23 protein-coding genes are annotated in these 22,684 nt (G+C 67.6%); 9 read left to right on the plus strand and 14 right to left on the minus strand.

Annotated elements, in window-relative coordinates; translation table 11 throughout:
- The first annotated feature begins 228 nt into the window (after positions 1-228).
- Positions 229-2,025 (plus strand): ABC transporter transmembrane domain-containing protein, encoded by a 1,797-nt coding sequence (locus AC1RLU_RS02505; protein WP_492794307.1) that lies wholly within the window; start codon positions 229-231, stop codon positions 2,023-2,025.
- 12 nt (positions 2,026-2,037) lie between these two features.
- On the opposite strand, the gene AC1RLU_RS02510 is transcribed toward AC1RLU_RS02505, so the two are convergent.
- From AC1RLU_RS02510 to AC1RLU_RS02540, 7 genes are all read right to left on the minus strand, one after another.
- Entirely contained in the window at positions 2,038-2,451 is a 414-nt protein-coding gene (locus tag AC1RLU_RS02510; RefSeq protein WP_492793700.1) for an Ivy family c-type lysozyme inhibitor, read from the minus strand.
- A gap of 2 nt (positions 2,452-2,453) precedes the next feature.
- Complete coding sequence (locus AC1RLU_RS02515; RefSeq protein WP_492793701.1) at positions 2,454-3,473, minus strand: peptidoglycan -binding protein; 1,020 nt, start codon at positions 3,471-3,473, stop codon at positions 2,454-2,456.
- Between the two features lie 29 nt (positions 3,474-3,502).
- Positions 3,503-4,513 carry a flagellar motor protein MotA gene (locus tag AC1RLU_RS02520; protein ID WP_492793702.1) on the minus strand — a complete coding sequence of 337 codons (1,011 nt, stop codon included), beginning with the start codon at positions 4,511-4,513 and terminating at the stop codon, positions 3,503-3,505.
- Positions 4,514-4,611: 98 nt separating this feature from the next.
- On the minus strand, positions 4,612-5,403 hold the full coding sequence (locus tag AC1RLU_RS02525) for an inositol monophosphatase family protein (RefSeq protein ID WP_061969866.1): 792 nt from the start codon (positions 5,401-5,403) through the stop codon (positions 4,612-4,614).
- A 93-nt stretch (positions 5,404-5,496) separates the two neighbouring features.
- On the minus strand, positions 5,497-6,429 hold the full coding sequence (locus AC1RLU_RS02530) for a tetratricopeptide repeat protein (protein WP_091857032.1): 933 nt from the start codon (positions 6,427-6,429) through the stop codon (positions 5,497-5,499).
- Entirely contained in the window at positions 6,426-7,079 is a 654-nt protein-coding gene (locus AC1RLU_RS02535) for a thiamine phosphate synthase (protein WP_082617572.1), read from the minus strand. Before AC1RLU_RS02535 ends, AC1RLU_RS02530 begins: the two co-directional genes overlap by 4 nt.
- Positions 7,076-8,230 carry a benzoate/H(+) symporter BenE family transporter gene (locus AC1RLU_RS02540; RefSeq protein WP_492793703.1) on the minus strand — a complete coding sequence of 385 codons (1,155 nt, stop codon included), beginning with the start codon at positions 8,228-8,230 and terminating at the stop codon, positions 7,076-7,078. The genes AC1RLU_RS02535 and AC1RLU_RS02540 overlap by 4 nt, the downstream gene beginning before the upstream one ends.
- Positions 8,231-8,436: 206 nt before the next feature.
- Between AC1RLU_RS02540 and AC1RLU_RS02545 the strand changes: the two genes are divergently transcribed.
- The gene (locus AC1RLU_RS02545) at positions 8,437-10,437 is read left to right on the plus strand and encodes a PhoX family protein (RefSeq protein WP_492793704.1); all 2,001 of its coding nucleotides are present in this window, start codon (positions 8,437-8,439) and stop codon (positions 10,435-10,437) included.
- Positions 10,438-10,549: 112 nt separating this feature from the next.
- Here AC1RLU_RS02545 and fba read toward each other — a convergent pair whose 3' ends face one another.
- Positions 10,550-11,632, minus strand: coding sequence for a class II fructose-bisphosphate aldolase (fba, locus tag AC1RLU_RS02550; protein ID WP_492793705.1), 1,083 nt, complete (start codon positions 11,630-11,632; stop codon positions 10,550-10,552).
- Between the two features lie 101 nt (positions 11,633-11,733).
- Here fba and AC1RLU_RS02555 point away from each other — a divergent pair, with 101 nt between their 5' ends.
- Positions 11,734-12,120 (plus strand): hypothetical protein, encoded by a 387-nt coding sequence (locus AC1RLU_RS02555; RefSeq protein WP_492793706.1) that lies wholly within the window; start codon positions 11,734-11,736, stop codon positions 12,118-12,120.
- 99 nt (positions 12,121-12,219) lie between these two features.
- On the opposite strand, the gene AC1RLU_RS02560 is transcribed toward AC1RLU_RS02555, so the two are convergent.
- From AC1RLU_RS02560 to tkt, 4 genes are all read right to left on the minus strand, one after another.
- On the minus strand, positions 12,220-13,413 hold the full coding sequence (locus AC1RLU_RS02560; protein ID WP_492793707.1) for a phosphoglycerate kinase: 1,194 nt from the start codon (positions 13,411-13,413) through the stop codon (positions 12,220-12,222).
- Positions 13,410-13,907, minus strand: coding sequence for a hypothetical protein (locus tag AC1RLU_RS02565; RefSeq protein WP_142113118.1), 498 nt, complete (start codon positions 13,905-13,907; stop codon positions 13,410-13,412). The genes AC1RLU_RS02560 and AC1RLU_RS02565 overlap by 4 nt, the downstream gene beginning before the upstream one ends.
- A gap of 74 nt (positions 13,908-13,981) precedes the next feature.
- On the minus strand, positions 13,982-14,992 hold the full coding sequence (gene gap, locus AC1RLU_RS02570) for a type I glyceraldehyde-3-phosphate dehydrogenase (RefSeq protein ID WP_061970293.1): 1,011 nt from the start codon (positions 14,990-14,992) through the stop codon (positions 13,982-13,984).
- Between the two features lie 122 nt (positions 14,993-15,114).
- A complete protein-coding gene (gene tkt / locus AC1RLU_RS02575) occupies positions 15,115-17,112 on the minus strand; it encodes a transketolase (RefSeq protein ID WP_492793708.1) in 1,998 nt (665 codons plus the stop codon).
- A 321-nt stretch (positions 17,113-17,433) separates the two neighbouring features.
- On the opposite strand from tkt, the gene AC1RLU_RS02580 reads away from it, so the two are divergent.
- Positions 17,434-17,739 carry a DUF4164 family protein gene (locus tag AC1RLU_RS02580; RefSeq protein ID WP_320409881.1) on the plus strand — a complete coding sequence of 102 codons (306 nt, stop codon included), beginning with the start codon at positions 17,434-17,436 and terminating at the stop codon, positions 17,737-17,739.
- Between the two features lie 285 nt (positions 17,740-18,024).
- Positions 18,025-18,393, plus strand: coding sequence for a cell division protein ZapA (locus tag AC1RLU_RS02585; RefSeq protein WP_061969853.1), 369 nt, complete (start codon positions 18,025-18,027; stop codon positions 18,391-18,393).
- A 74-nt stretch (positions 18,394-18,467) separates the two neighbouring features.
- Here the strand turns inward: AC1RLU_RS02585 and pal are convergent, their stop codons facing one another.
- Positions 18,468-18,983 (minus strand): peptidoglycan-associated lipoprotein Pal, encoded by a 516-nt coding sequence (gene pal, locus AC1RLU_RS02590; RefSeq protein WP_061969851.1) that lies wholly within the window; start codon positions 18,981-18,983, stop codon positions 18,468-18,470.
- 323 nt (positions 18,984-19,306) lie between these two features.
- Here pal and AC1RLU_RS02595 point away from each other — a divergent pair, with 323 nt between their 5' ends.
- The 4 genes from AC1RLU_RS02595 (at position 19,307) to AC1RLU_RS02610 (ending at position 21,254) form a co-directional block, all read left to right on the plus strand.
- Positions 19,307-19,630 (plus strand): ArsR/SmtB family transcription factor, encoded by a 324-nt coding sequence (locus tag AC1RLU_RS02595; RefSeq protein ID WP_091857040.1) that lies wholly within the window; start codon positions 19,307-19,309, stop codon positions 19,628-19,630.
- Entirely contained in the window at positions 19,627-20,046 is a 420-nt protein-coding gene (locus AC1RLU_RS02600; RefSeq protein WP_492793709.1) for an SRPBCC family protein, read from the plus strand. The genes AC1RLU_RS02595 and AC1RLU_RS02600 overlap by 4 nt, the downstream gene beginning before the upstream one ends.
- A 42-nt stretch (positions 20,047-20,088) precedes the next feature.
- Positions 20,089-20,304: a hypothetical protein gene (locus tag AC1RLU_RS02605; RefSeq protein WP_492794332.1), complete on the plus strand. Its 216-nt coding sequence runs from the start codon at positions 20,089-20,091 to the stop codon at positions 20,302-20,304.
- 149 nt (positions 20,305-20,453) lie between these two features.
- Positions 20,454-21,254, plus strand: a complete 801-nt coding sequence (locus tag AC1RLU_RS02610; RefSeq protein ID WP_492793710.1) for an aldolase — start codon at positions 20,454-20,456, stop codon at positions 21,252-21,254.
- Positions 21,255-21,341: 87 nt separating this feature from the next.
- Here the strand turns inward: AC1RLU_RS02610 and tolB are convergent, their stop codons facing one another.
- On the minus strand, positions 21,342-22,679 hold the full coding sequence (gene tolB, locus AC1RLU_RS02615) for a Tol-Pal system beta propeller repeat protein TolB (protein ID WP_492793711.1): 1,338 nt from the start codon (positions 22,677-22,679) through the stop codon (positions 21,342-21,344).
- Between the last annotated feature and the right edge of the window lie 5 nt (positions 22,680-22,684).

The following is a 22,684-nucleotide window of genomic DNA, read 5'->3' on the forward strand; positions in this document are numbered from 1 at the left end:
AAACGGGCGCATCGACAAGCAGGCGAGCCTGCCCGGCCCGTCGAAAGAATTCGGATGAGCCTGTCGTGAATTTGGGTGCACATATCGCAGCCGGCGCTCCAGCGCAAGCGCGACGCACTCCCGGGGAGGGGCCCTGCGGCGTTGCGTCGTTTGCCAAGCCCGCCATGATCGGCTTCACGGAGGCGAGATTGAGATTGGTCGAAAGAGCGCGCGCGACGCGTGCGCGAGATGCAGGAGGCCCGGTGCGTGGCCGAAGCTGAGAAGAACGACAGGAAGGCCCGGCCGGATTTCCGTTCGCTGGCGACCTTCTGGCCCTATGCCCGGGCGCAGAAGCGCCGGATCCTGCTCGCGCTCGTCGCGCTGGTCGTCGCCTCGCTGGCGACGCTGGCGCTGCCGCTGGCGGTGCGCCGCGTCATCGATGTCGGCTTCACCGGGGGTGAGCAGCAGCTCGCCAACAGCTATTTCATCCTGCTGATCGGCGTGGTCGGCGTGCTGGCGCTGGCGAGCTCGGCACGCTTCTACCTGGTGATGACGGTGGGCGAGCGCATCGTCGCGTCGCTCCGCGCCGATGTCTTCCGCCATCTCACGCGGCTGGAACCGGCCTTCTTCGATTCGAGCCGGGCCGGCGACCTCGTCTCGCGGCTCACGGCCGACACCACGCAGATCAAGTCGACCTTCGCCTCGACAGCCTCGATCGCGCTGCGCAACGCCATCATGACGCTCGGCGCGCTGGCGATGATGGTGGCGACGAGCCCGCGGCTTTCCGCGATCGTCATCGGAGTCATTCCGCTGATCGTGATCCCGCTGGTCCTGTCCGGCCGCTCGGTGCGGCGCCGCTCGCGGGCGGCGCAGGACCGGCTCGCCGATGCCTCCGCCTTCGCGGCTGAAGCCGTCGGCGCCATCCGCACGATGCAGTCCTTCGGTGCCGCCGGGCAGAGTTCGGCGCGGTTCGAGGCGGCGTCGGACGGGGCCTATGCAGCCTCGCGGGAGGCGACGGCCTCGCGCGCGCTCCTCTCAGGCGTTGCGATCTTCCTGGTCAGCGCCAGCGTGGTCTGCGTGCTCTGGGTCGGGGCGACCGAGGTCTTCGACGGGCGGATGACCGGCGGGCGGCTTTCGCAGTTCATCCTCTATGCGGTTCTGGCCGCAAGCTCGCTCGGCCAGCTCTCCGAGGTCTATGGCGACATCAGCGCGGCGGCCGGCGCCTCCAGCCGGCTCGGCGAGATCCTGGCGCTGAAGCCGGCCATCGCCGCGCCGCCGCATCCCAAGCCGATGCCGGCGCCCTCGCTCGGCGAGTTCGCCTTCGAGAACGTCTCGTTCAGCTATCCCGGCCGTGTCGGGCCGGCGCTGTCGGACCTGACCTTCTCGGTTCGGCCGGGCGAGCGGATCGCGCTGGTCGGGCCGTCCGGTGCCGGCAAGAGCACGGTGCTGCAACTGGCGCTGCGCTTCTACGATCCGCAGGATGGGCGCGTCGTCGTCGACGGCGTGGCGGGCCCCGAGGCCGATCCCGAGGCCTGGCGCGAGCGCTTCGCGCTGGTGCCGCAGGAGTCGACGGTGTTCGGCGTCTCGGTGCGCGACAACATCGCCTATGGCCGGCCGGGAGCCTCGCAGGAGGAGGTCGAGGCTGCGGCGAAGCTCGCGGCGGCGGACGAGTTCATCCGCGCCCTGCCTGACGGCTACGAGACGGTCGTCGGCGAGCGCGGCGTCACGCTCTCGGGCGGGCAGCGGCAGCGCCTCGCCATCGCGCGGGCGATCCTGAAGGACGCGCCGATCCTGCTGCTCGACGAGGCGACCTCGGCGCTCGATTCCGAAAGCGAAAAGGCGGTGCAGGATGCGCTCGACCGCCTGATGCAGGGCCGCACCACGCTGGTGGTGGCGCATCGGCTGGCAACCATCCTCTCGGCCGACCGCATCCTCGTGATGGAGGACGGGCGCATCGTCGAGGAGGGCAGCCATGCCGAGCTCAAGGCGCGCGGCGGTCTCTATGCGCGGCTGGCGGCGCTGCAGTTCGGGTTGGAGGCGGCCTGAGCTGGTGGGCTGCTAGGGCCCCACCAATGCGCGCTGCTGCTCTTCGCTGGGTTGGCCGAAGAAGCGGATGTTGCCGGGCTGGACGAGGACGCCGAGCGCCTCCCTGCCGTCGGACGAGAACAGCGCATAGAACTGGTTGTTGCCGCAGTCGTGCCGCTTGCAGGTGTCGACGCGCTCGAAGGCCTGGCCACCGACGGTGACGATCGTGCTGGGGCCGCCGGGGCCGGTGAGCTTGCCAGCCTTGAGCCAGGATTCGCGCGGGCCGAGCTTGCCGAGCATGCGCGTCCAGGCGTCGCGATAGGTCGGCTGCTTCATCAGGTCGTGGAGATAGCGCCCTCCGTCCTTGGGCGTCTGGGCCGAAGCCGGAGCTGCCAGCAGCAGGGCGACAGCACTCGCGATTGCGAAAGGCAGGCGCCTGACGGACATGTTCAGCGCTCCGTGATCTTGAACTCGATGCGGCGGTTGCGGCGGTGGGCGTCGTCGGTATTGGCGACGTCGAGCGGCTGGTACTCGCCGAAGCCGGTCGCTGCGACGCGGTCGGTCGGCAGGCCGCGCGAGATCAGGTATTCGACGACGGCGATGGCGCGGGCCGAGGAGAGATACCAGTTCGAGGGGAACTGCGCCGATTTGATCGGCCGGTTGTCGGTATGGCCGTCGACGCGCAGGATCCAGGGCAGGTCCGGCGGCATCTCGTTGCCGAGATCGAGCAGGATGGTGGCGAGCTTGTCGAGCTCGACCTTGCCTTCGGGCTTCAGCACGGCCTGGCCGCCGTCGAAGAAGACCTCGGACTGGAAGACGAAACGGTCGCCGACGACACGGATATCGGGCCGTGTGCCGAGCACCTGCCGCAGCCGCCCGAAGAAGTCCGAGCGGTAGCGCGCCAGTTCCTGCACGCGCTGGGCCAGAGCGACGTTGAGGCGCGAGCCGAGCTCGGAGATGCGGGCCTGCGAATCCCTGTCCTTGGCCTCGGAGGCGGAGAGGGCTTCCTCCAGCGCTGCGAGCTGGCGGCGCATGGCCTGGATCTGCTGGTTGACGAGATCGACCGTCGCCTGGGCCCGGGCGGAGAGCTGCTTCTCCGCATCCAGCGCCTTCTGCGATTCGGCGAGCTGGGCGCCGGCATTGCTGCCGGCTTGCGTGTCGATCAGGCCTTGCAGCCGGCTGCGCTCACCTTGCGTCTGGGCCAGCGTCGACTGCATCAGCTGGAGGCTTTCCTGCGCCTGCCGGTTGGAGGAGCGCTCGAGGGCGAGCAGGTCCGTCAGTTCGGAAATCTGCCTGTTGAGCCGCTCCAGCGCGGTGTCCTTGCCGGTCAATTCCTGCGACAGGAAGAACTGGCCGAGCACGAAGACCGTCAGCAGGAAGACAATGCCGATCAGCATCGTCGAAAGCGCGTCGACGAAGCCGGGCCAGAAATTGACGTCCTCACGGCGATGGGCGCGGGAGAGGGCCATCCGTCAGATTCCTGCTTTGGCGAGCAGCATCATGGCTCGGTCACCTGGTCGGCGGTGAGGCGGTCGATCAGGCGCTTCAGGTCCTTCTCGCGGGCGGCCTGTGCTTCGACCCAGTCGCGGATCATCTGCTGCTCGGAGCGCATGTGCTGGACGAGGCCCTGGATGCCCTCGGCCAGATTGGAGAGCGCCTGCGTCGCGGCGCGGTTGTTGGAGGCGCCGTCGGCCATGGCGGCGCTGAGCTGCTCGAAACGGTCGGCGAGCGGATTGCCGGCCGCAAGCAAGGCGGCGGGCGCCTCGGGCGTGCCGGTGCGGCTGCCGAGCCAGCTCTCGACCTCGTTGCGGAAGCGGCGCTGCGCCTGCCCGACCTGAAGGTCGAGGAAGCCGAGGATCAGCGAGCCGGCGATGCCGAAGAGCGAGGAGGAGAAGGACAGGCCCATGCCGGCGAGCGGGGCGGAGAGGCCAGCCTTGAGCTCGTCGAAGAGCACACCGGCCTCGGCACCGGTGCGCAGCGACTTGATGACGGTGCCGACCGAGCCGACCGTGTCGAGCAGGCCCCAGAAGGTGCCGAGCAGGCCGAGGAAGACGAGCAGGCCGCTGAGATAGCGCAGCACCTCGCGCCCGTCGTCGAGCCTGACCGCGATCGATTCGAGCGCCGTGACGGCCTGGGCCGGGGCAAGGGTGCCATGCTCCAGCGCCGGCAGGACGGAGCCCAGCGGGGCGATGACCTGGCCGCGGCGGATATCGGCGGAAGCAGGCGCGACGGCGAGATTGGTCGCGGCGCGCGCCTCGCTGTGGATGCGCCAGAGTTCGCGCAGTGCGATCAGGCAGCCGACGAGCAGGGCCCCGAGGATGAGCCCGTTCAGACCGGGATTGGTCATGAAGGCCTGGACCAGCCCGGCCTGCAGGATGAAGCCGAGGAAGCCGATCAGGACGAGGAACAGGACCGCGCGGACGACGTAGCGGAGCGGCCTGGAGAAGCGGACCTGCGTCCGCACGGTTGCGGCCGTTGCCGGCTCGGCCGCGAAATCCTCAATCGCCATGCGTCGTCTTCCGTTCGCCTCGGAGTGCGGGGAGGACTGTCGCCTCCCACGCCGCCGGGATCAAGCACGAAAGAGCAACAGTTTCGGGGCTGTTGGCCTCAGGCCGCCGCGGTCTTGAGCGCCTGGCTGAGCGCGCGCTCGCCGGCCTCGTTGCCGCAGATGATGTCCTTGGCGCTCGTCACCGGCTTGCCGTCGAGCGTGCCGAAGGTGCCGCCGGCCTCGCGGATCAGCACGGCGCCGGCCGCGAAATCCCAGGTGTTGAGGCCGCGTTCCCAATAGGCGTCCATGCGGCCGGCGGCGACATAGGCGATGTCGAGCGCGGCCGAGCCCATGCGGCGGACATTGGCGAAGCGCGGCATCACGGCGGCGAGTTCGCGCAGGAACTGGCCGTGGCCGCCCTTGCCGATATGCGGGATGCCGGTGCCGATCAGCATGTCGGCCGGCTCGTTGCGGCCGGAAACGCGCAGGCGGCGGTTGTTGACATAGGCGCCCTTGCCCTTCTCGGCCATGAACATCTCGTCCTTGGCGGCGTCGTAGATCACGCCGGCGATGAACTGGTTGTCGCGCTCCAGCGCGACCGAGATGTTCCAGTGCGGGATGCCGCGCAGGAAGTTATGGGTGCCGTCGAGCGGGTCGATATGCCAGCGGTTGCTCTCGTCGGTGCCGTGGACGACGCCGCTCTCCTCCATGACGAAACCATAGCCGGGGCGGGCCTTCTCCAGCGCGGCGCGGAGGATTTCCTCGGCCTTGGTGTCGGCCTTGGAGACGAAGTCGCCCGGGCCCTTGGCCAGGACCTGCAGGTTCTCGACCTCGCCGAAATCGCGCTTGAGCGAGCGGGACGCCTTCATCACGGCGTCGGTCATCACGGTCATCAGGGGAGAGCGGATCATCGGAAACCTCTTGCGCGCCGCAACGACGCGATGAGCCAGCGGCGCAAGCCTTGCGCCCGGCAAGAATTTAGTGAGCCGTCACTTGCGCGGGTCTTACGGCGCCGTCAAGACGGCGGTGCTGATCCGGCCGGCGGCCATGCGGGCGGCGCGGGCCTGCTGCTCGGGCTTGAGGCGCTCGAACATGTCGTCGAGCGCGGGGTCCTTGAGGCCCTGCGAGCGGGCCGCGAGATGCCAGGCTGCCGCCTCGATCGTGTCCGGCGCGATGCCGAGACCGAACTGGTAGAGCTTGGCGAGGCGGTTCTGGGCGATGGGGTTGCCCTCCCAGGCGGCGCGCCGGAACAGGCTGGCGGCGGCGGCTTCATCCTTCTCGACGCCGGTGCCGTTGAACAGCATGATGGCGTATTCGACCTCGCCGGGGACGTTGCCGGCCGCTGCCGCCTGCTTCATCCAGCGGGCGGCGACCTCCTCGCTCTCCGGCATGCCACGTCCCTGCTTTGCCAGCACGCCGAGCGCATGCATGGCGTCGCCGATCTGGGATTTCGCTGCGATTTCAAGACAGGCGACGGCACGTTTGTCCTCAGCTTCGCGGTTCGCCGCGAGAAGGGCGAGCGCGAGATTGTAGTTGGCGGCGGGGTGGCCGGCGGCAGCCGCCTTCTCGAGCAGCTTGCCGGCGCGGGCGGGGTCGCGCTTGCCGCTCTTCTCGTCGAGAAGCTGCGTCGCCAGCGCGAAAGCCGCGTTGATGTCGCCGCGCGCCTCGGCGCGCTCATACCATTCCGTCGCGACCTTCTGGTCCGGCGCGACCCCGAGGCCCTGGCGATAGAGTTCGCCGACCAGGGTCATTGCGGCGGCATCGCTGCTATCGGCCTCGATGCGCTTGAGCGCTTCCGCCTGGGCGCGACGATAATGTCCGGCCTGATAGGCGCCATAGGCCAGATCCGGCGTGGACGCAGCCTCGGCCGGGCCGGCAAGCAGGGCGCCGGCGAGCAGGGCACCGGCCAGCAAGGCTTGCCCGGCCAGTCGCGTCATCGGGCCGTCTTCCGCGCGGCACAGGCACTGATCGCCTGGTTGGCCTGCTCGACCAGGGCGCGGATATCCTGCCCTTCGTCGAAGGCCCAGGCGCCGAGCGCGACGAATTCCGCGCCGGTCTCGATCAGCGCGGGGATGGAGTCGGCATCGGGCGCATAGGCGACGCAGGGCGTCTCGAAGATCTCGGCCCACCAGCCGGCGCGCTCGACCACGGCCGCGAGCGGCGGCAGCGAGCCGTCGGGACGGGGCTCGCCGAACATCACGTAATCGACGCCGGCCTCGCCGGCATCCATCGCGTCATGGCGCGCACGCAAGGCGCCGATGCCGATGATGCGCTCGCTCTTCAGGCTGGAGCGGGCCTCGGAGACTGCGGCAGGGCCGCCGGTGAGATGGACGCCGTCGGCGCCACCGCGCGCCGCGACGAGCGCATTGTCCTCGACAACGAGGGCGACATTATTGGCCTGGACCGGGCCGGCGAGGCGCTTGACGCGCTCGATCCGGCTGCGGTCGTCGCCGGCGCTGAGGCGCAGCAGCACGGCGGCGACATCGCCGCCGGCCATGGCCTGCATCAGGCGAAAGGCCATGGCCTCCGCGTCTGCGACGGGAGGGGTGACGAGCATCAGGCGAGTGGAGGATGATTGTGTGGTCATGATCGGCTGCGCAAACGGCCCGCAGCGAAGTCCAATGTCAAGACCGCAAGGCCGGCAACGAGGCTCCAGAAGGCCGATCCGATGCCGAAAAGCGAGAGGCTGGAGGCGGCGACGGCAAAGGTGACGACGGCGGCGAAGCGCTCCTTGTCGGAAGACATGGCCTGTCCGAGCGCCCCCGTCAGCGAGCCGACCAGTCCGAGGCCCGCCACGGCGACGATCAGCGCCTTGGGCAGCGCCAGCAGCAGGGCGATCAGCAAGCCGGTAGAGGCGGCGACGACGAAATAGAACAGGCCGTAGAGCACGCCGGCCTTCCAGCGCTGGGCAGGGTCGGGATGGGTGTCGCCGCCGGTGCAGATCGAGGCCGATATCGCGGCCATGTTGGTCATATGCGCGCCGAAGGGCGCGGTCAGGAGCGAAGTCAGGCCGGTGACGAACAGCGAGGGTGCGGTCGGCGGATTGTAGCCGGCGGCGCGCAGCACGGCGAAACCCGGCAGGTTCTGGGCGGCCATGGTGACGAGATAGAGCGGGACGCCGATTCCGAGCATGGCGGCAATATCGAAGCGCGGCGTGACGAATTCGAGGCCGCTCAGCGTCATTGCTCCGGCAGGCCAATGGGCGAGGCCGCCAACGAAGCTGATCGCGATGCCGGCGACGAGCGCAGCGATGACGCCGAGGAAGGGATTGAACAGGCGCGCCAACAGGAAGACGGCGAGCAGCGGCAGGACGAGCCCGGGCGAGAGCCGCATCTCGTCGAAGACCGCGATGACGAAGCGGAAGATGACACCGGCGAGCATCGCGGCTGCCACCGGCATCGGGATGCGCTCGATCAGCCTGCCGAGCGGACGGAAGGCGGCGGTCAGCATCATCAGCACGGCCGCGACCAGGAAGGCGCCAACGGCTGAGGCCATGTCGAATCCGGTCACGGCGGCGATGAGGGCGGCGCCCGGCGTCGACCAGGCGCAGATCATCGGCATGCGGTAGCGCCAGGACAGGAAGAGGCTGGAGGCGCCGGTCGCGAGACAGAGCGCCGCAATCCACGAGATGGTCTGGCCGGGCGTGGCGCCGAGCGCCTGCGCGGCCTGGAGGATGACGGCGACGGAGGCGGCGAAGCCGACGAAGACCGCGACCAGGGCAGAGAAGACGATCGACATGGTGCGGGAAGCCGGCTGGGACAGAAGCAAGCCAGCGTTGAACCAGAAATCGCCTGAGACGGAAAGGGCGGCGGGCGCAGGGCCGGGACCAGTCTGAGGGCGGGACTGGCTGGAAGATGGCCTGCCGGTAACGGGCGATGTCATTCGGCTGTCAATGGCCGGGCCTAGCTGCGCATTATTCCAATCCGAAGCGACCGAGGCCGATCATGCGCGACGACGAGTACGAATCCACCTTCGGCGCCAGCATGCTGGAGCATGAGGATGCCGAGCCGCGGAATCCGACCGACAATCCGACCATGGGTGAATTGATCTCGCAGCGTTTTTCGCGGCGTGGTTTGCTCAAGGGCGCGCTCGCCGTCTCGGCGATTTCGGCGACGGTCGGCACGCTGGCGCTGGAAACCGCTGCCGAGGCGCAGGCGCAGGGCGCCAAGTCGGCCTTCTCCTTCAAGGAGGTCGAGGTCGGCGTCGATGCCGATCACCACGTCGCCGAGGGCTACGAGGCGCAGGTGCTGCTGCGCTGGGGTGACCCGCTGACGGCTGATGCGCCAGCCTTCGACCCGGCAAAGCAGAGCGCGGAGGCCCAGAGCAAGCAGTTCGGCTACAATAACGATTTCGTCGGCTATGTGCCGATGACCGGTGCCGCCGATCCGTCCGCCCACGGGCTGCTCTTCGTCAATCACGAATATACCAACCCGCATCTGATGTTCCCGGGCGTCGTCGAGATGAAGGACGGCAAGGCGGTGATGAAGAACGCGACGCCGGAGCGCTTCGCGATCGAGGCGATGGCGCATGGCGCGACCGTCGCGGAAATCCGCAAGACCGGCAATCAATGGGCGCTGGTCAGGGATTCCAAGTACAACCGCCGCATCACCGCCGCCACCGAGATGCAGCTCTCGGGACCGGTCGCCGGCCATGAGCGCGTGCAGACCAAGGCCGATACCAGCGGCCGCAAGGTGCTGGGCACGCTCAACAACTGCTCGGGCGCGCTGACCCCTTGGGGCACCTTCGTCTCGGGCGAGGAGAACTTCCACGGCTATTTCTCCGGCAAGCTGGCGGAGGGCCATCGCGAGGAGGCGAACTACAAGCGCCTCGCCGTGCCGTCCTCGCCCTATGCCTGGGGCCGCTTCGAGGAGCGCTTCGACCTCGCCAGGGAGCCGAACGAGGCCAACCGCTTCGGCTGGGTGGTCGAGGTCGATCCGTTCGACCCGAACTCGGTGCCGAAGAAGCGCACCGCGCTCGGCCGCTTCAAGCATGAGGGCGCCGACATGATCGTCGCCAGGGACGGGCGCGTCGTCGCCTATCTCGGCGACGATGAGCGCTTTGATTATGTCTACAAGTTCGTCACGGCTGCCCGCTTCGACCCGAACAACCGGGCCAGCAATCTCGACCTGCTCGATGCCGGCACGCTCTATGTCGCCAAGTTCGCGGCGGAGGGCGCGCATGAATGGCTGCCGCTGGTCTTCGGGCAGGGCCCGCTCACGGCCGCGAACGGCTTCCAGAGCCAGGCCGACGTGCTGATCGAGGCGCGCCGTGCCGGCGACCTGCTCGGCGCGACCAAGATGGACCGGCCGGAAGACATCACGCCGAACCCGGTGACGGGGAAGGTCTATGTGATGCTGACCAACAATACGAGCCGTAAGGACGGTGAGATCGACGCTGCCAATCCGCGCGCCAAGAACGCCTTCGGCCATATCATCGAGATCGCCGAGGCCGATGGCGATCACACGGCGACCAGAGGGCGCTGGGAGATCCTGCTGAAATGCGGCGATCCATCCGTCGCGGCGGTCGGTGCGAGCTTCTCGACCGATACGACCAAGAACGGCTGGTTCGGCATGCCCGACAATGCCGTGGTCGATTCCGCCGGGCGGCTCTGGGTCGCGACGGATGGGAACGGCATCGACGTGACCGGGCGCACCGACGGGCTCTGGGCGGTCGATACCGAGGGTGGCGCGCGCCGGACCTCGAAGCTGTTCTACCGCGTGCCGCATGGCGCGGAGATGTGCGGCCCCTGCTTCACGCCGGACGACACCACAGCCTTCGTCGCCGTGCAGCATCCGGGTGACGATGGGCCGGACTGGCCCGAATTCGGCCGCCGCTCCTATTACGAGGACCTCTCGACCCGCTGGCCGGATTTCAAGCCGGATATGCCGGTGCGGCCGTCCGTGGTGGCGATCACCAGGAAGGGCGGCGGCAAGATCGGGGTGTGAGGCGGGCCGCCGTCAAGGCCGGGTTCGACCCGGGGCCACCTCCTGACAGCAAAACGCCCGGTCAATGCGACCGGGCGTTTCCGTTTCAAAGCCTGCTCAAATGCAGTGAAGCTCAGGCCGCCTTCTTGGCGCCGAAGGTCGGGTCGAGATCGCCCTTGGCGTAGCGTTTGGCCATGTCGGCCAGCGTGATGACGCGCTTGATCTTCGAGGCCTGGCCGGCGGTGTTGAACTCTTCCAGGCGCTGCTTGCAGAGCTTGGTCATCGCTTCCATGGCGGGCTTCAGATACTTGCGCGGATCGAACTCGCCGGGGTTCTCCGAGAGGATCTTGCGGATCTGGCCGGTCATCGCCATGCGGTTGTCGGTGTCGATGTTGATCTTGCGCACGCCGTGCTTGATGCCGCGCTGGATCTCCTCGACCGGCACGCCCCAGGTCTGGGGCATCTTGCCGCCATACTGGTTGATGACGTCCTGCAGGTCCTGCGGAACGCTGGACGAGCCGTGCATGACGAGATGCGTGTTCGGCAGCAGCTTGTGGATCTCCTCGATGACATGCATCGCCAGGATCGCGCCATCGGGCTTGCGGGTGAACTTGTAGGCGCCATGCGAGGTGCCCATGGCGATCGCGAGGGCATCGACCTTGGTCTCGGCGACGAACTTCACGGCTTCGTCGGGATTGGTCAGGAGCTGGTCGTGGCTGAGCTTGCCCTCGAAGCCGTGGCCGTCCTCCTTCTCGCCCTCGCCGGATTCCAGCGAGCCGAGCACGCCGAGCTCACCCTCGACCGAGATGCCGCCAAGATGGGACATATCGGTGACCGTCTTGGTCACGCCGACATTGTAGTCCCAGTCGCCCGGCGTCTTGCCGTCGGCCTTGAGCGAGCCGTCCATCATCACCGAGGTGAAGCCGGCCTGGATCGCGGTCATGCAGGTCGCCGGCTCGTTGCCGTGGTCGAGATGCACGCAGACCGGGATATGCGGGTAGATCTCGGTAACGGCGTCCATCATGTGCTTGAGCATGATGTCGTTGGCGTAGCTGCGGGCGCCGCGCGAGGCCTGGATGATGACGGGCGCGTCGGTCGCGTCGGCCGCCGCCATGATCGCCAGCGCCTGCTCCATGTTGTTGATGTTGAAGGCGGGCACGCCGTAGTCGTTCTCGGCGGCATGATCGAGCAACTGGCGAAGCGTGATACGGGCCATGTTCTTTTTTGTCTCCGATGGAAATCTGTCCTGCTTCATTACCGCACGTTCAGGACGCTCGCTAGCTGCGGCAGCGTGCGCAAAAAAGCCACAAGTCAAACTTGACCAAAAGTCATGTGACTGTTTCTGCCATTATCCTATTGCTTTCCCTGGAAATTATAGGCTGTTTGATCAAGCTGACCTTAAGGGGGGACATTATGACTAATTTTGTACAGAAATGTGCTGCGGGCGCTCTTTTTACCGTGTTGCTCCTGCCCGCTCCGGCGGTGATGGCTGCGCCAGTCGGGATGGGCCCAGGCTGTCAGGCTCTCTACGACAAATATTCCGCCGGAAACGGTCCCAGGGCTTTTGCCAGGGGTAAAACCAAGGGCTGTGGCTGGAAGGAGACGGGAGGCACTATCTCCCTTGCCGAAGCGAGCAAAAGAGCGGTTGCATTCTGTGTTGCGAACGGTGGCGATCGCTGTGCGGTCGTCGACACCGTCAAATAATCGCGCGCCCATATCATCGCGCGGCTCATCTATACGGGATGGCCGTTGCTCTTAGGACGACAAGAACAATGCCGCCGGCGACGCAACCGGCGGCATTGTTCACTGCTTCCGCAGCGCCTCGACGCCCGGCAGGGCCTTGCCTTCCATCCATTCGAGGAAGGCGCCACCCGCCGTCGAGACATAGGACAGGTCGTCGATGACGCCGGCATGGTTCATCGCCGCGACGGTGTCGCCGCCACCGGCGACCGCGACGAGATCGCCGGCCTTGACGTGCCTGGCTGCGGCCTTGGCGACGGCGACGGTCGCCGTGTCGAAGGGCGGCAGCTCGAAGGCGCCGAAGGGGCCGTTCCAGACCAGCGTCTTGACCTTCTCCAGCCGCAGCACGACTTCGGCGATCGAGAGCGGGCCGGCATCGAGAATCATCTCGTCGGCGCCGACTTCACCGACCGGCACGACGCGATGGCCGGGATGGGCCTTGAATTCGCGTGCCACCAGCGCGTCGACCGGCAGGAGGATCTCGCAGCCGGCAGCCTTGGCCTTCTCCTCGATCTCGCGGGCGGTGCCGACGAGGTCATGCTCGCAGAGCGATTTGCCGACGTTCACGCCGCGCGCGGCAAGGAAGGTGTTGGCCATGCCGCCACCGATGGCGAGCACGTCGACCTTCTTCACCAGATTGCCGAGCAGGTCGAGCTTGGTCGAGACCTTGGCGCCGCCGACGATCGCCATCACCGGGCGGGTGGGGTTGTCGAGGCCGGCGGAGAGGGCTTCGAGCTCGGCTTGCATGGTGCGCCCGGCATAGGCCGGCAGGACATGGGCGAGGCCTTCGGTCGAGGCGTGCGCCCGGTGCGCGGCCGAGAAGGCGTCGTTGACATAGAGGTCGCCATTGGCGGCGATCGCCCTGACGAAGTCGGGATCGTTCTTCTCGTCGCCGGCGTGGAAGCGGGTGTTCTCCAGCAGCAGGACGTCGCCGCTCCTGGCGGCGGCAAGCGCCTTTGCAACCGGTTCGCCGATGCAGTCGTCGACGAAGGTGACGGGGCGGCCGAGCGCCTGTGTCAGTGCCGGCACGACCTGCCGCAGGCTGTTCTTGTCGTCGCGGCCCTTCGGCCGGCCGAAATGCGCGAGCAGCACGACCTTGCCGCCCTTGTCGGCGATCTCGCGGATCGTCGGCAGGATGCGGTCGATGCGGGTGGTGTCGCTGACCTTGTCGCCGTCCATGGGAACGTTGAGGTCGACGCGGACAAGCACCCGCTTGCCCGCAAGATCGGCATCGTCGAGGGTGCGGAAGGCGCTCATCGCGGCAGCAGGCCGCCGAACAGGCCGGGCACGCCGAATTTCAGGACGAGGATGGTGAGCAGCACGGTGAGCACCGCGGTCACGGCGGCGGTGACGAAGAGCGTGCCGGCCCGCGGCGTCGCATCGACGCGCTGGCGCAGGGCGGCGATCTCGTTGCGGATGCCGCCGATGTCGAGCGTGCCCACCGCATTGTCGACCTTGCCGGCCGAGCGCTCCAGCGAGGCTTCCGCGCGGGTCAGAACGGCCTCGTAGCGGGCGAATTTCTCCTCGATGCGCGCTGCCTTCTCCTCGATGCGGGAGAGCTGGTCGAGCTTGCGCGGCTCGGTCGCGGCCGGCGCCGGCTCGGCGCGTATCGGAGCCGGGGCCGGAGCGGGAGCAGGGGCAGGGGTCGAAGCGGAGGGGAAGGCCGGGACCGGCGCCAGGTTGGCCGGTGCGGAGGCAGCCTCGGTCTGGGGGGCGGGCGGGGTCGCTACTGTCGGCTCGATCTTGGCCATGCTCGGTCCGTTTCTGCTGCTGTTCAGGGACAAGGCCACGCCCTGACGGAGGAACGTGGCCTTGGTAAGACGGTTCAGAGCAGGGCGCCCATGGCGACGGCGGTGTCGCTCATGCGGTTCGAGAAGCCCCATTCGTTATCGTACCAGGAGAGGACGCGGACGAACTTGTCGTCCATGACCTTGGTCTGGTCGAGGGCGAAGGTCGAGGACGCCGGATCGTGGTTGAAGTCGATCGAGACGTTCGGCTGGTCGGTGACGGCGAGGATGCCCTTAAGCGGGCCGCGCTTCGAGGCCTTGATGATGGCCTCGTTGACCTTCTCGACCGTGGTCTTGCGCTTCGAGATGAACTTGAAGTCGACGACCGAGACGTTCGGGGTGGGAACGCGGATCGAGGTGCCGTCGAGACGGCCTTTCAGATCGGGGATGACGAGGCCGATCGCCTTGGCGGCACCGGTCGAGGTCGGGATCATCGAGAGCGCGGCGGCGCGGCCGCGATAGAGATCCTTGTGCATCGTATCCAGCGTCGGCTGGTCGCCGGTATAGGCATGGATCGTGGTCATGAAGCCCTTGTCGATGCCCATGCTGTCATGCAGCACGCGCACGACCGGCGCGAGGCAGTTCGTGGTGCAGGAGGCGTTCGAGACGACGACGTGGTCCTTGGTCAGCTCGTGATGGTTGACGCCGAAGACGACAGTCAGGTCGGCGCCGTCGCAGGGGGCCGAGACCAGCACGCGCTTGGCGCCGGCCGCGAGATGCGCGGCGGCCTTGTCGCGGGTGGTGAAGATGCCGGTGCACTCGAAGGCGATGTCGACGCCGAGCGCCTTGTGCGGCAGGTCCTTGGGATCGCGGATCGCGGTGACCTTGATCGGGCCGCGGCCGACATCGATCGTGTCGCCGGAGACGGTCACGGTGCCGGGGAAGCGGCCATGGACGGAGTCGAAGCGGAAGAGATGGGCGTTGGTCTCGACCGGGCCGAGATCGTTGATCGCCACGACCTCGATATCCTTGCGCTTCGACTCGATGATCGCGCGCAGAACGTTGCGCCCGATGCGGCCGAAGCCGTTGATCGCTACCTTCACCGTCATATCTTCCTCTCCTTCGCCGAGCGAAACGGCGATGCCGTCGCTATCCACGCGGGCAATTCGGCCAAAGAATGGCCGAACGCAAGATGTCTTTCGGGAATATCAGCCCTGCCTGCGGCCGGCCCTCAGGCGTTGTGCTGCTTCATCGCGGCGTCGGCGATCGCCTCCGCCGTGATGCCGAAATGCTTGTAGACCTCCTTGTAGGGGCCGCTGGCGCCGAAGGAATGCATACCGATGAATGTACCGTCATGGCCGATCACGGCATCCCAGCCGAAGCGCACGCCGGCCTCGACGGCGATCTTGACCGGGGCGGAGCCGACGATCGCTGCCTGGGTGGCCTCGTCCTGCTCCAGGAAGAGCTCGAGCGAAGGCACGGACACGACGCGGGCGCGGACGCCCTTCTCGGCTAGCAGCTTGCGCGCGGCGACGGCGAGCTCGACCTCGGAGCCCGAGGCGAAGAGCGAGACCTGGGCCTTGCCGCCTTCGGCCGCCAGAAGCTCATAGGCGCCGGTGGCCGAGCGGTTCTTGGCCGAAGCGTCGGTGCGCAGCTGCGGCAGGTTCTGGCGCGAGAGCGCGAGCACCGTCGGGCCGTTGGTGCGCTCCAGCGCGGCCTGCCAAGCTTCCGCGGTCTCGATCGTGTCGGCCGGGCGGAAGACGCGCATGTTCGGCATGGCGCGCAAGCTGGCGATCTGCTCGACCGGCTGATGGGTCGGGCCGTCCTCGCCGAGGCCGATCGAGTCATGGGTCATGACGTAGACGACCGGGGCGCCCATCAGGGCGGCCAGCCGCATCGAGGGGCGGGCATAGTCGGCGAAGACCAGGAAGGTGCCGCCGGCGGTGCGGAAACCGCCATGCAGGGTGATGCCGTTCATCGCGGCGGCCATGCCGTGCTCGCGGATGCCGTAGCGGACATAGCGGCCCTTCGGGGTCTTCGGGGTGAAGTCCTCGGCGGCCTTGGTGCGGGTGTTGTTCGAGGGGGTCAGGTCGGCCGAGCCCATCACCAGCTCCGGCATGACCGGAATGATGGCTTCCAGCGCCAGCTCCGAGGCCTTGCGGGTGGCCACAGTCTGCGGCGCGGCGATCAGCGCCTTCTTGTGGGCGAGGATCGCCTTGTCGAGCTTGGCCGGGACACCGTGCACGAGGCGGCGGTCGAATTCGCCGCGCTTGCGCTCGGAGAGGGTGGCGAAACGCTCGCTCCAGTCCTTGTGGGCGGCGGCGCCGGCAGCTCCGAAGCCGCGCCAGGCCTTGAGCACGTCGGCCGCGACCTCGAAGGCGCCGCCGGTGATGCCGAGCGCCTTCTTGGCGGCGGCAAGCTCCTCGGCGCCGAGCGGCTCGCCATGGGCCTTGGAGGTGCCGGCCTTCTTCGGCGCGCCGAAGCCGATCACGGTCTTGCAGGCGATCATGGTCGGCTTGTTCGACTTCTGGGCGCGGCGGATGGCGGCCTCGATCGCCTCGGGATCATGGCCGTCGACGCGCTCGGAGCGCCAGCCGCAGGCCTTGAAGCGCGCGACCTGGTCGACATTGTCGGTGATCGTCAGCGGGCCGTCGATCGAGATGCCGTTATCGTCCCAGAGCACGATCAGTTTGCTGAGCTTCTGGTGGCCGGCGAGAGCGATCGCCTCCTGGCTGATGCCCTCCATCAGGTCGCCGTCGGAGGCCAGCACATAGGTGTGGTGGTCGACGACCTTCTTGCCGAATTCGGCGGCGAGCATGCGCTCGGCCATGGCCATGCCGACGGCGGTGGCGAGGCCCTGGCCGAGCGGGCCGGTGGTGGTCTCGACGCCGGCGGTCATGAAGTTCTCGGGGTGGCCGGGGGTCTTCGACTCGATCTGGCGGAAGGCCTTGAGGTCGTCGAGCGCCATGCCGGGCGCGCCGGTGAGATAGAGCAGGGCGTAGAGCAGCATCGAGCCGTGGCCGGCGGAGAGCACGAAGCGGTCGCGGTCCGGCCAGCGCGGATCGGCGGCGTCATATTTCATCACGCGGGTAAACAGCACGGCGGCAACGTCGGCAGCGCCCATCGGCAGGCCGGGATGGCCGGACTTGGCCTTCTCGACACCGTCCATCGCCAGGCCGCGGATGGCGTTGGCGAGCTTGTCGTGCTGGGCGCGGTCGATGGTGGTCATGATGATCTCACGGGCTTTAAGTCTGGCGGGCTTGAGGCCGATCCGAACCTGCGGGAAAGGCAGGAATGGGGCCGGCGGGCAGGCGATGTCGGCAGGCTTGGAAAAGGACCGGTGGATTAGGCCTTGCGCTCGCCACGAGTCAATTCACGCAAGCCGGGTTTCAGGGTCGCAGGAGCCGGTTGCCGCAGGTTTTTCGCATGGTTCCGTCCGAACCGGCGCGTTCACGCTCTCGGATGGGGCCGATTCCTGTTTTCCCGCGTTCTCATGTAAATTCGCTGGACGAATCGTGTGAGCCGGCTTCGATCTGAAAGGAGAACGACGGTGGCGAGCCTGATGCTGGACAATGCGCTGGCGCGCCTGGATACGGCGCTGGGGCAGCTGGAAGCGGCGGCGCGGCGGCGGGTCGAGGCTGAGCGTGGACATGGCAACCTCGAAACCGAACTCGCCCTGATGCAGGACGATCGCGCGCGCCTCGCAGCCGATCTCGACGGCGCCATGGCGCGGCTCGGGCAGGTCGAGACGGCCGCCGCCGATGTCGACCAGCGGCTGGAGCGGGCGATGAACGTCGTCGGCGCCGTGATCGCGCGGGTGGAGGCGCAGCAGCCGCCGGAGCCCGAGGCAAGCTAGGGTCTGTACTCGTTATGGACGATGTTTTGATCGGGCCAAAACGGCCAAGAGCAAGGAGGAGCCCGCCGCCCGATGCCCCAGGCATCGGGCAAGGGACCGACACAGCTATCGGCCGTTTTCGCCCGACCCCGCAGGGGCGCGGGCCTTTTGGGCGGCGGGTGCGTCGCGCGGCCTTGCAAACCGGGCGGTTTGCTGCGGCCACGCTCCTGCCCGCCGACCAAAATGCCTCGCGTCAAAACATCGTTCATAATGAGCACAGACCCTAAAGCGAGGACTGGAGAGGGAATGCCGCAAGTCAACGTCATGATCGCCGGGAAAGCCTACCGCATGGCCTGCGGGGAAGGCGAGGAGGGCCATCTCGAGGGGCTCGCCCGGTTCTTTGACGAGAAGATCGGCGAAATGCGCGAGGCCTTCGGCGAGATCGGCGACATGCGCCTGCACGTCATGGCCGCGCTGATGGTGGCCGACGAGGTCCATGAACTGAAGCGGCGACTGGCGAAGCTGGAAGCCGACCTCGCGGCGACGCAGGGCAATGCCGGCGCTGCCGACCAGCGGCTCGGCGAGGTCGAGGACCGGGCGGCGGAAGCGCTCGTCGCGGCAGCCGAGCGGATCGAAGGCGTGGCGCGCAGCCTGATCCCGACCGCGGTGGGGTGACGGCTTCCGCCCGGAAACAGAAAAGGCCCCGGACGATGTCGTCCGGGGCCTTTTCTTTTCTAACTGCGCAGCGATCAGACGCCAGGCGCGCCGCCGGCGCCGTCCAGCACCGTGACGGAGCGGCGGTTCTGCGACCAGCAGGAGATGTCGTTGCAGACCGCGACCGGGCGCTCCTTGCCGTAGGAAATGGTGCGCATGCGGTTGGCCGCGATGCCGCGCGAGGCGAGGTAGTCGCGCACGGTCTGGCCGCGGCGGGCGCCGAGCGAATAGTTGTACTCGCGGGTGCCGCGCTCGTCGGCATGGCCTTCGACGGTGAAGGTGTAGCGCGGATAGCGCTGGAGCCAGCCGGCCTGCTTGTCGAGGGTGGCGGTCGCGGTCGGGGTCAGGTCGGTGGAGTCGGTCTCGAAGAAGACGCGGTCGCCGACATTGACGACGAAGTCCTGCGCGCTGCCCGGGGTCGCGGCGCCGCCGGCGCCGAAGCCCGAGGCATCGGCATTCTGGTCCTTGGCGCAGGCGCCGAGCGCGAGCGTGGCGGCGATGGCGGCGGCGAAACGGACGGCACGGCCGCCGGGAAGGAGAGTGGTCAACATGGCTGAACTCCGGGGCAATCGAATTTTGTGGCGCGCACTTCGAGGAGGGCTTCGCGAAGCCTCATCAATGAAGCGTCAACCTAAACGAGACCTTGCCAAATCAGGGCGAAGTGGCGGCATTGCGGCTTATGGTTAACCAAATGTGGCGAAAGGCGTTTGCGAGCCGGGCTGTTGCGTCGGGAGCACAGGGAGGCTCCGCAGGGCGAATGGGTTGGGCCGTAGCGCGACACGGACACCCGGTAAAAAGATCGGAGCTTTCCGGTTGACGAATTCATAGCTGTGTGGTTATGGATAATTCATAGCCATATGGTTATGGAATTCCGATGCCCGGCACGCATGACCTTCTCTTCAGGACGCTTTCCGACCCGACGCGGCGGGGCATTTTCGAGTGCCTGTGCAGCCAGGGCGAACAGACGGTCGCGGCGCTGACCGCACAGGCCGGCGTGTCGCAGCCGGCTGTCTCGAAGCACTTGGCCATGCTGAAGCAGGCCGGGCTGGTGCGGGACCGCCATCAGGGCCGGCAGACGCATTACAGCGCGCAGCTCGCGGCGCTCGCGCCTCTCGCCGATTGGACGAACCGCATGGCCGGCTACTGGGAAAGCCGGTTCGACGATCTCGAAGACCTGCTCAAGAGGATGGACCAATGACCGAAACCCGCTCCGTCATCGTCGAGCGCGAGATGCCCCATCCACCGGAGAAGCTCTGGCGTGCGCTGACGCAGCCGCATCTGATCGCCGAATGGCTGATGAAGAACGACTTCGTGCCGACCGTCGGCCATCGCTTCAATCTGAGCGGCGACTGGGGCGGGGTGCTGGATTGCGAGGTGCTGACCGTGGAGCCCAACCGCTCGCTCTCCTATAGCTGGGACTTCGCGCATGATGACCCGGCCTATGCCCTCAAGAGCGTCGTGACCTTCACGCTGACGCCGTCGTCCAAGGGCACGCATCTGCGCATGGAACAGGTCGGCTTCGGGCCGGAGCAGAAGCAGGCCCTCGGCGGCGCCAAGGCCGGCTGGCAGCAGTTCTTCGCCAAGCTGGAAGAGGTCGTGGCGCGCGCCGGCTGAGGCGGCGCCACTCCTCCTATCCCCTCATAAAAGGAGCTTTCCTTGACCTGGAGCACTGCAATCCGGCAGGGCCATCGTTGGCTGTCGATGATTTTCACGGCCACCGTCCTCGCGAATTTCGCCGCGATGGCGCGCGGCGAGCCGCCGGCCTGGATCGTCTATTCGCCCCTGCTACCGCTCTTCCTGCTGCTGTTCAGCGGGCTCTATATGTTCATCCTGCCTTACGCCGCGAGATGGCGCGGCCGGCGTCAGGCCTGAAGGCAGGTCAAGTCTCCGGCTGATCGCGAAAAAATTGCGCAAACAGGGTGCAGAATTGCAGCGCATCTTTCGTCCGCTGCGTTCTATCGTAGGAGCATGCGGCCCGATGCCTGCTTCGGTTCGCCGTCCTGTTTCGACCGGAGATCGTGATGGCTCATTCCCTCAATTCCGCTGTTGCGAGCGCGGCGCCGATCCGCGGCCCGAGCCAGCCCGATCTCGACTCCGAGGTGGTGTGGGAGGCGCGCCGCGATCTCGCCGCGACGTTCCGGATGGCGGCGCGCTACGGCTTCGAGGAAGGCATCTGCAACCATTTCTCCGCGCTGGTGCCGGGCTATGACGACCTCTTCATCGTCAATCCCTATGGCTGGGCCTTCCGGGAGCTGACCGCCTCGAAGCTGCTGATCTGCGACTTCCACGGCCAAGTCGTCTCAGGCGAGGGGCAGCCGGAGGCGACCGCCTTCTACATCCACGCCCGGGTCCACAAGAACGTCCCGCGCGCCAAGGTCGCCTTCCACACGCATATGCCTTACGCGACGGCGCTTTCGATGACTGAGGGCGATCCGCTGATCTTCGCCGGCCAGACGGCTCTGAAGTTCTACGGCCGCACCGTTGTCGACCGCGACTATAACGGGCTGGCTTTGGACGAGCGCGAGGGCGACCGCATCGCGGCTGCGGTCGGCGATGCCGATATCGTCTTCATGAAGCATCACGGCGTCATGGTGCTCGGGCCGACCATCGCCGAGGCCTGGGACGATCTCTATTATCTGGAGCGGGCCTGCGAGGTGCAGGCGCTGGCGCTGGCGACGGGGCGCGAGGTCAAGCCGGTGAAGCCCGAGATCGCGGAGGCGGCCTATCGCCAGATGCGCGAGGGCGATCCGGAATCCGCGCGGCTCCATCTGGCCTCGATCCGCCGGCAGCTCGACACCGAGGAACCGGTCTATCGCGACTGAGCGGGCCGGTTGGGGCCCAAAAAGCAGAAGCCGCCCGAATTCGTCGGGCGGCTTCGCAGAATCCACAGGTGACGATCGCTTTTCGCCTCAGCGCCCGCCGCTGAGCAGCGGCGACCAGGTCGGGTCGGAGGCGAAGGCCGGGGTCGGCACGGGCACTTCGACGCGGCCGGTGATGTCGACCATATAGAGCTTGCCGCCGGACTGCCCGCCCGGATCGCGGAAGAACATCAGGTACTGGCCGTTCGGCGCCCAGTTCGGGGCCTCGTTGTGGAAGCCCTCGGTCAGGATGCGCTCGCCCGAGCCGTCCGGCCGCATCACGCCGATGGCGAAGCCGCCGCCGCCCTGGCGGGTGAAGGCAATGAGATCGCCGCGCGGCGACCAGGAGGGCTGCGAGTAGCGGCCCTGGCCAAAGGAGATGCGCTGGCCCTCGCCGCCGCCGGCCGGCATCACGTAAAGCTGCTGCTGGCCGCCGCGGTCGCTCTCGAAGACGATGCGCGAGCCGTCAGGCGCATAGGAGGGCGAGGTGTCGATCGCCGCCGTCGAGGTCAGGCGCTGCGTCGTGCGCGAGCCGATGTCGATGGCGTAGAGATTAGCGTTGCCGCCCTGCTGCAGCGAGAGCACGACGCGCTGGCCGTTCGGTGCGAAGCGCGGGCTCGAGCTCATATCGGGGAAGTTGCCGACGATCTGGCGCTGCCCGGTCTCGATGTTGAGGACCTGCACGCGCGGCTGCTCGCCCTGGCGCTGCGACATGAACGCGACGTCCTGCGAGACCGGCGAATAGCGCGGCGTCACCACCGAGACGTCGCCATTGGTCAGGTAGCGCACATTGGCGCCGTCCTGGTCCATGATGGCGAGGCGCTTGCGGCGGGTCTCCTTCGGCCCGGATTCGTCGACGAAGACGACGCGGGTATCGAAGAAGCCGCCGAGCCCGGTGATCTTCGAGAAGATCGCGTCCGAGATGATGTGACCGACGCGGCGGTTGTTGCTCGGGTCGGTGAAATATTGCTGGCCGTCGGTCTGGGTGCCGGTGGCGACGTCCCAGAGCCGGAACTCGGCGCGGATGCGGCCGGCCTCGCGGGAGACGCGGCCGGTGACGAGGGCCTGCACGCCGGCGGCCTGCCAGGCCTGGAACTGCGGCGCCGCGTCGAAGGGCGGGTTCTTCTCGGGATGGCGGCTCTTGTCGATGGGGGTGAAGTAGCCGCAGCGCTTCAGGTTGTTGGTGATCACGCCGGAGACGAGCACACTGCCTTCGCCGCCGAAATCGGCGATGGCGATCGGCATCGGCTGGAAGGCGCCGCCGGTCAGATTGATGATGAGCTCGGCCTTGGCCGCGGTGGGCAGCAGCAGCGCTGCGCCGGCGGTGGCAAGGAGACGGCGGCGGGTGGGCGCAGCCGCGAGACGGGGAAGGGGGGTGCGGTCGATCATCGGGG

This window comes from Allobosea sp. GW822-FHT05A11 (assembly GCF_058800455.1).

Excerpts from the sequence above, each read along its gene's own strand:
- AC1RLU_RS02535 (WP_082617572.1), bottom strand. The coding sequence starts at position 7,079 with ATGACCACACAATCATCCTCCACTCGCCTGATGCTCGTCACCCCTCCC.
- AC1RLU_RS02510 (WP_492793700.1), bottom strand. The coding sequence starts at position 2,451 with ATGTCCGTCAGGCGCCTGCCTTTCGCAATCGCGAGTGCTGTCGCCCTG.
- gap (WP_061970293.1), bottom strand. The coding sequence starts at position 14,992 with ATGACGGTGAAGGTAGCGATCAACGGCTTCGGCCGCATCGGGCGCAAC.
- AC1RLU_RS02525 (WP_061969866.1), bottom strand. The coding sequence starts at position 5,403 with ATGATCCGCTCTCCCCTGATGACCGTGATGACCGACGCCGTGATGAAG.
- AC1RLU_RS02540 (WP_492793703.1), bottom strand. The coding sequence starts at position 8,230 with ATGTCGATCGTCTTCTCTGCCCTGGTCGCGGTCTTCGTCGGCTTCGCC.
- AC1RLU_RS02505 (WP_492794307.1), top strand. The coding sequence starts at position 229 with ATGCAGGAGGCCCGGTGCGTGGCCGAAGCTGAGAAGAACGACAGGAAG.
- tolB (WP_492793711.1), bottom strand. The coding sequence starts at position 22,679 with ATGATCGACCGCACCCCCCTTCCCCGTCTCGCGGCTGCGCCCACCCGC.
- AC1RLU_RS02600 (WP_492793709.1), top strand. The coding sequence starts at position 19,627 with ATGACCGAAACCCGCTCCGTCATCGTCGAGCGCGAGATGCCCCATCCA.
- fba (WP_492793705.1), bottom strand. The coding sequence starts at position 11,632 with ATGGCCCGTATCACGCTTCGCCAGTTGCTCGATCATGCCGCCGAGAAC.
- AC1RLU_RS02530 (WP_091857032.1), bottom strand. The coding sequence starts at position 6,429 with ATGACGCGACTGGCCGGGCAAGCCTTGCTGGCCGGTGCCCTGCTCGCC.
- tkt (WP_492793708.1), bottom strand. The coding sequence starts at position 17,112 with ATGACCACCATCGACCGCGCCCAGCACGACAAGCTCGCCAACGCCATC.
- AC1RLU_RS02565 (WP_142113118.1), bottom strand. The coding sequence starts at position 13,907 with ATGGCCAAGATCGAGCCGACAGTAGCGACCCCGCCCGCCCCCCAGACC.
- AC1RLU_RS02585 (WP_061969853.1), top strand. The coding sequence starts at position 18,025 with ATGCCGCAAGTCAACGTCATGATCGCCGGGAAAGCCTACCGCATGGCC.
- AC1RLU_RS02545 (WP_492793704.1), top strand. The coding sequence starts at position 8,437 with ATGCGCGACGACGAGTACGAATCCACCTTCGGCGCCAGCATGCTGGAG.
- AC1RLU_RS02560 (WP_492793707.1), bottom strand. The coding sequence starts at position 13,413 with ATGAGCGCCTTCCGCACCCTCGACGATGCCGATCTTGCGGGCAAGCGG.
- AC1RLU_RS02520 (WP_492793702.1), bottom strand. The coding sequence starts at position 4,513 with ATGGCGATTGAGGATTTCGCGGCCGAGCCGGCAACGGCCGCAACCGTG.
- pal (WP_061969851.1), bottom strand. The coding sequence starts at position 18,983 with ATGTTGACCACTCTCCTTCCCGGCGGCCGTGCCGTCCGTTTCGCCGCC.
- AC1RLU_RS02595 (WP_091857040.1), top strand. The coding sequence starts at position 19,307 with ATGCCCGGCACGCATGACCTTCTCTTCAGGACGCTTTCCGACCCGACG.
- AC1RLU_RS02610 (WP_492793710.1), top strand. The coding sequence starts at position 20,454 with ATGGCTCATTCCCTCAATTCCGCTGTTGCGAGCGCGGCGCCGATCCGC.
- AC1RLU_RS02515 (WP_492793701.1), bottom strand. The coding sequence starts at position 3,473 with ATGGCCCTCTCCCGCGCCCATCGCCGTGAGGACGTCAATTTCTGGCCC.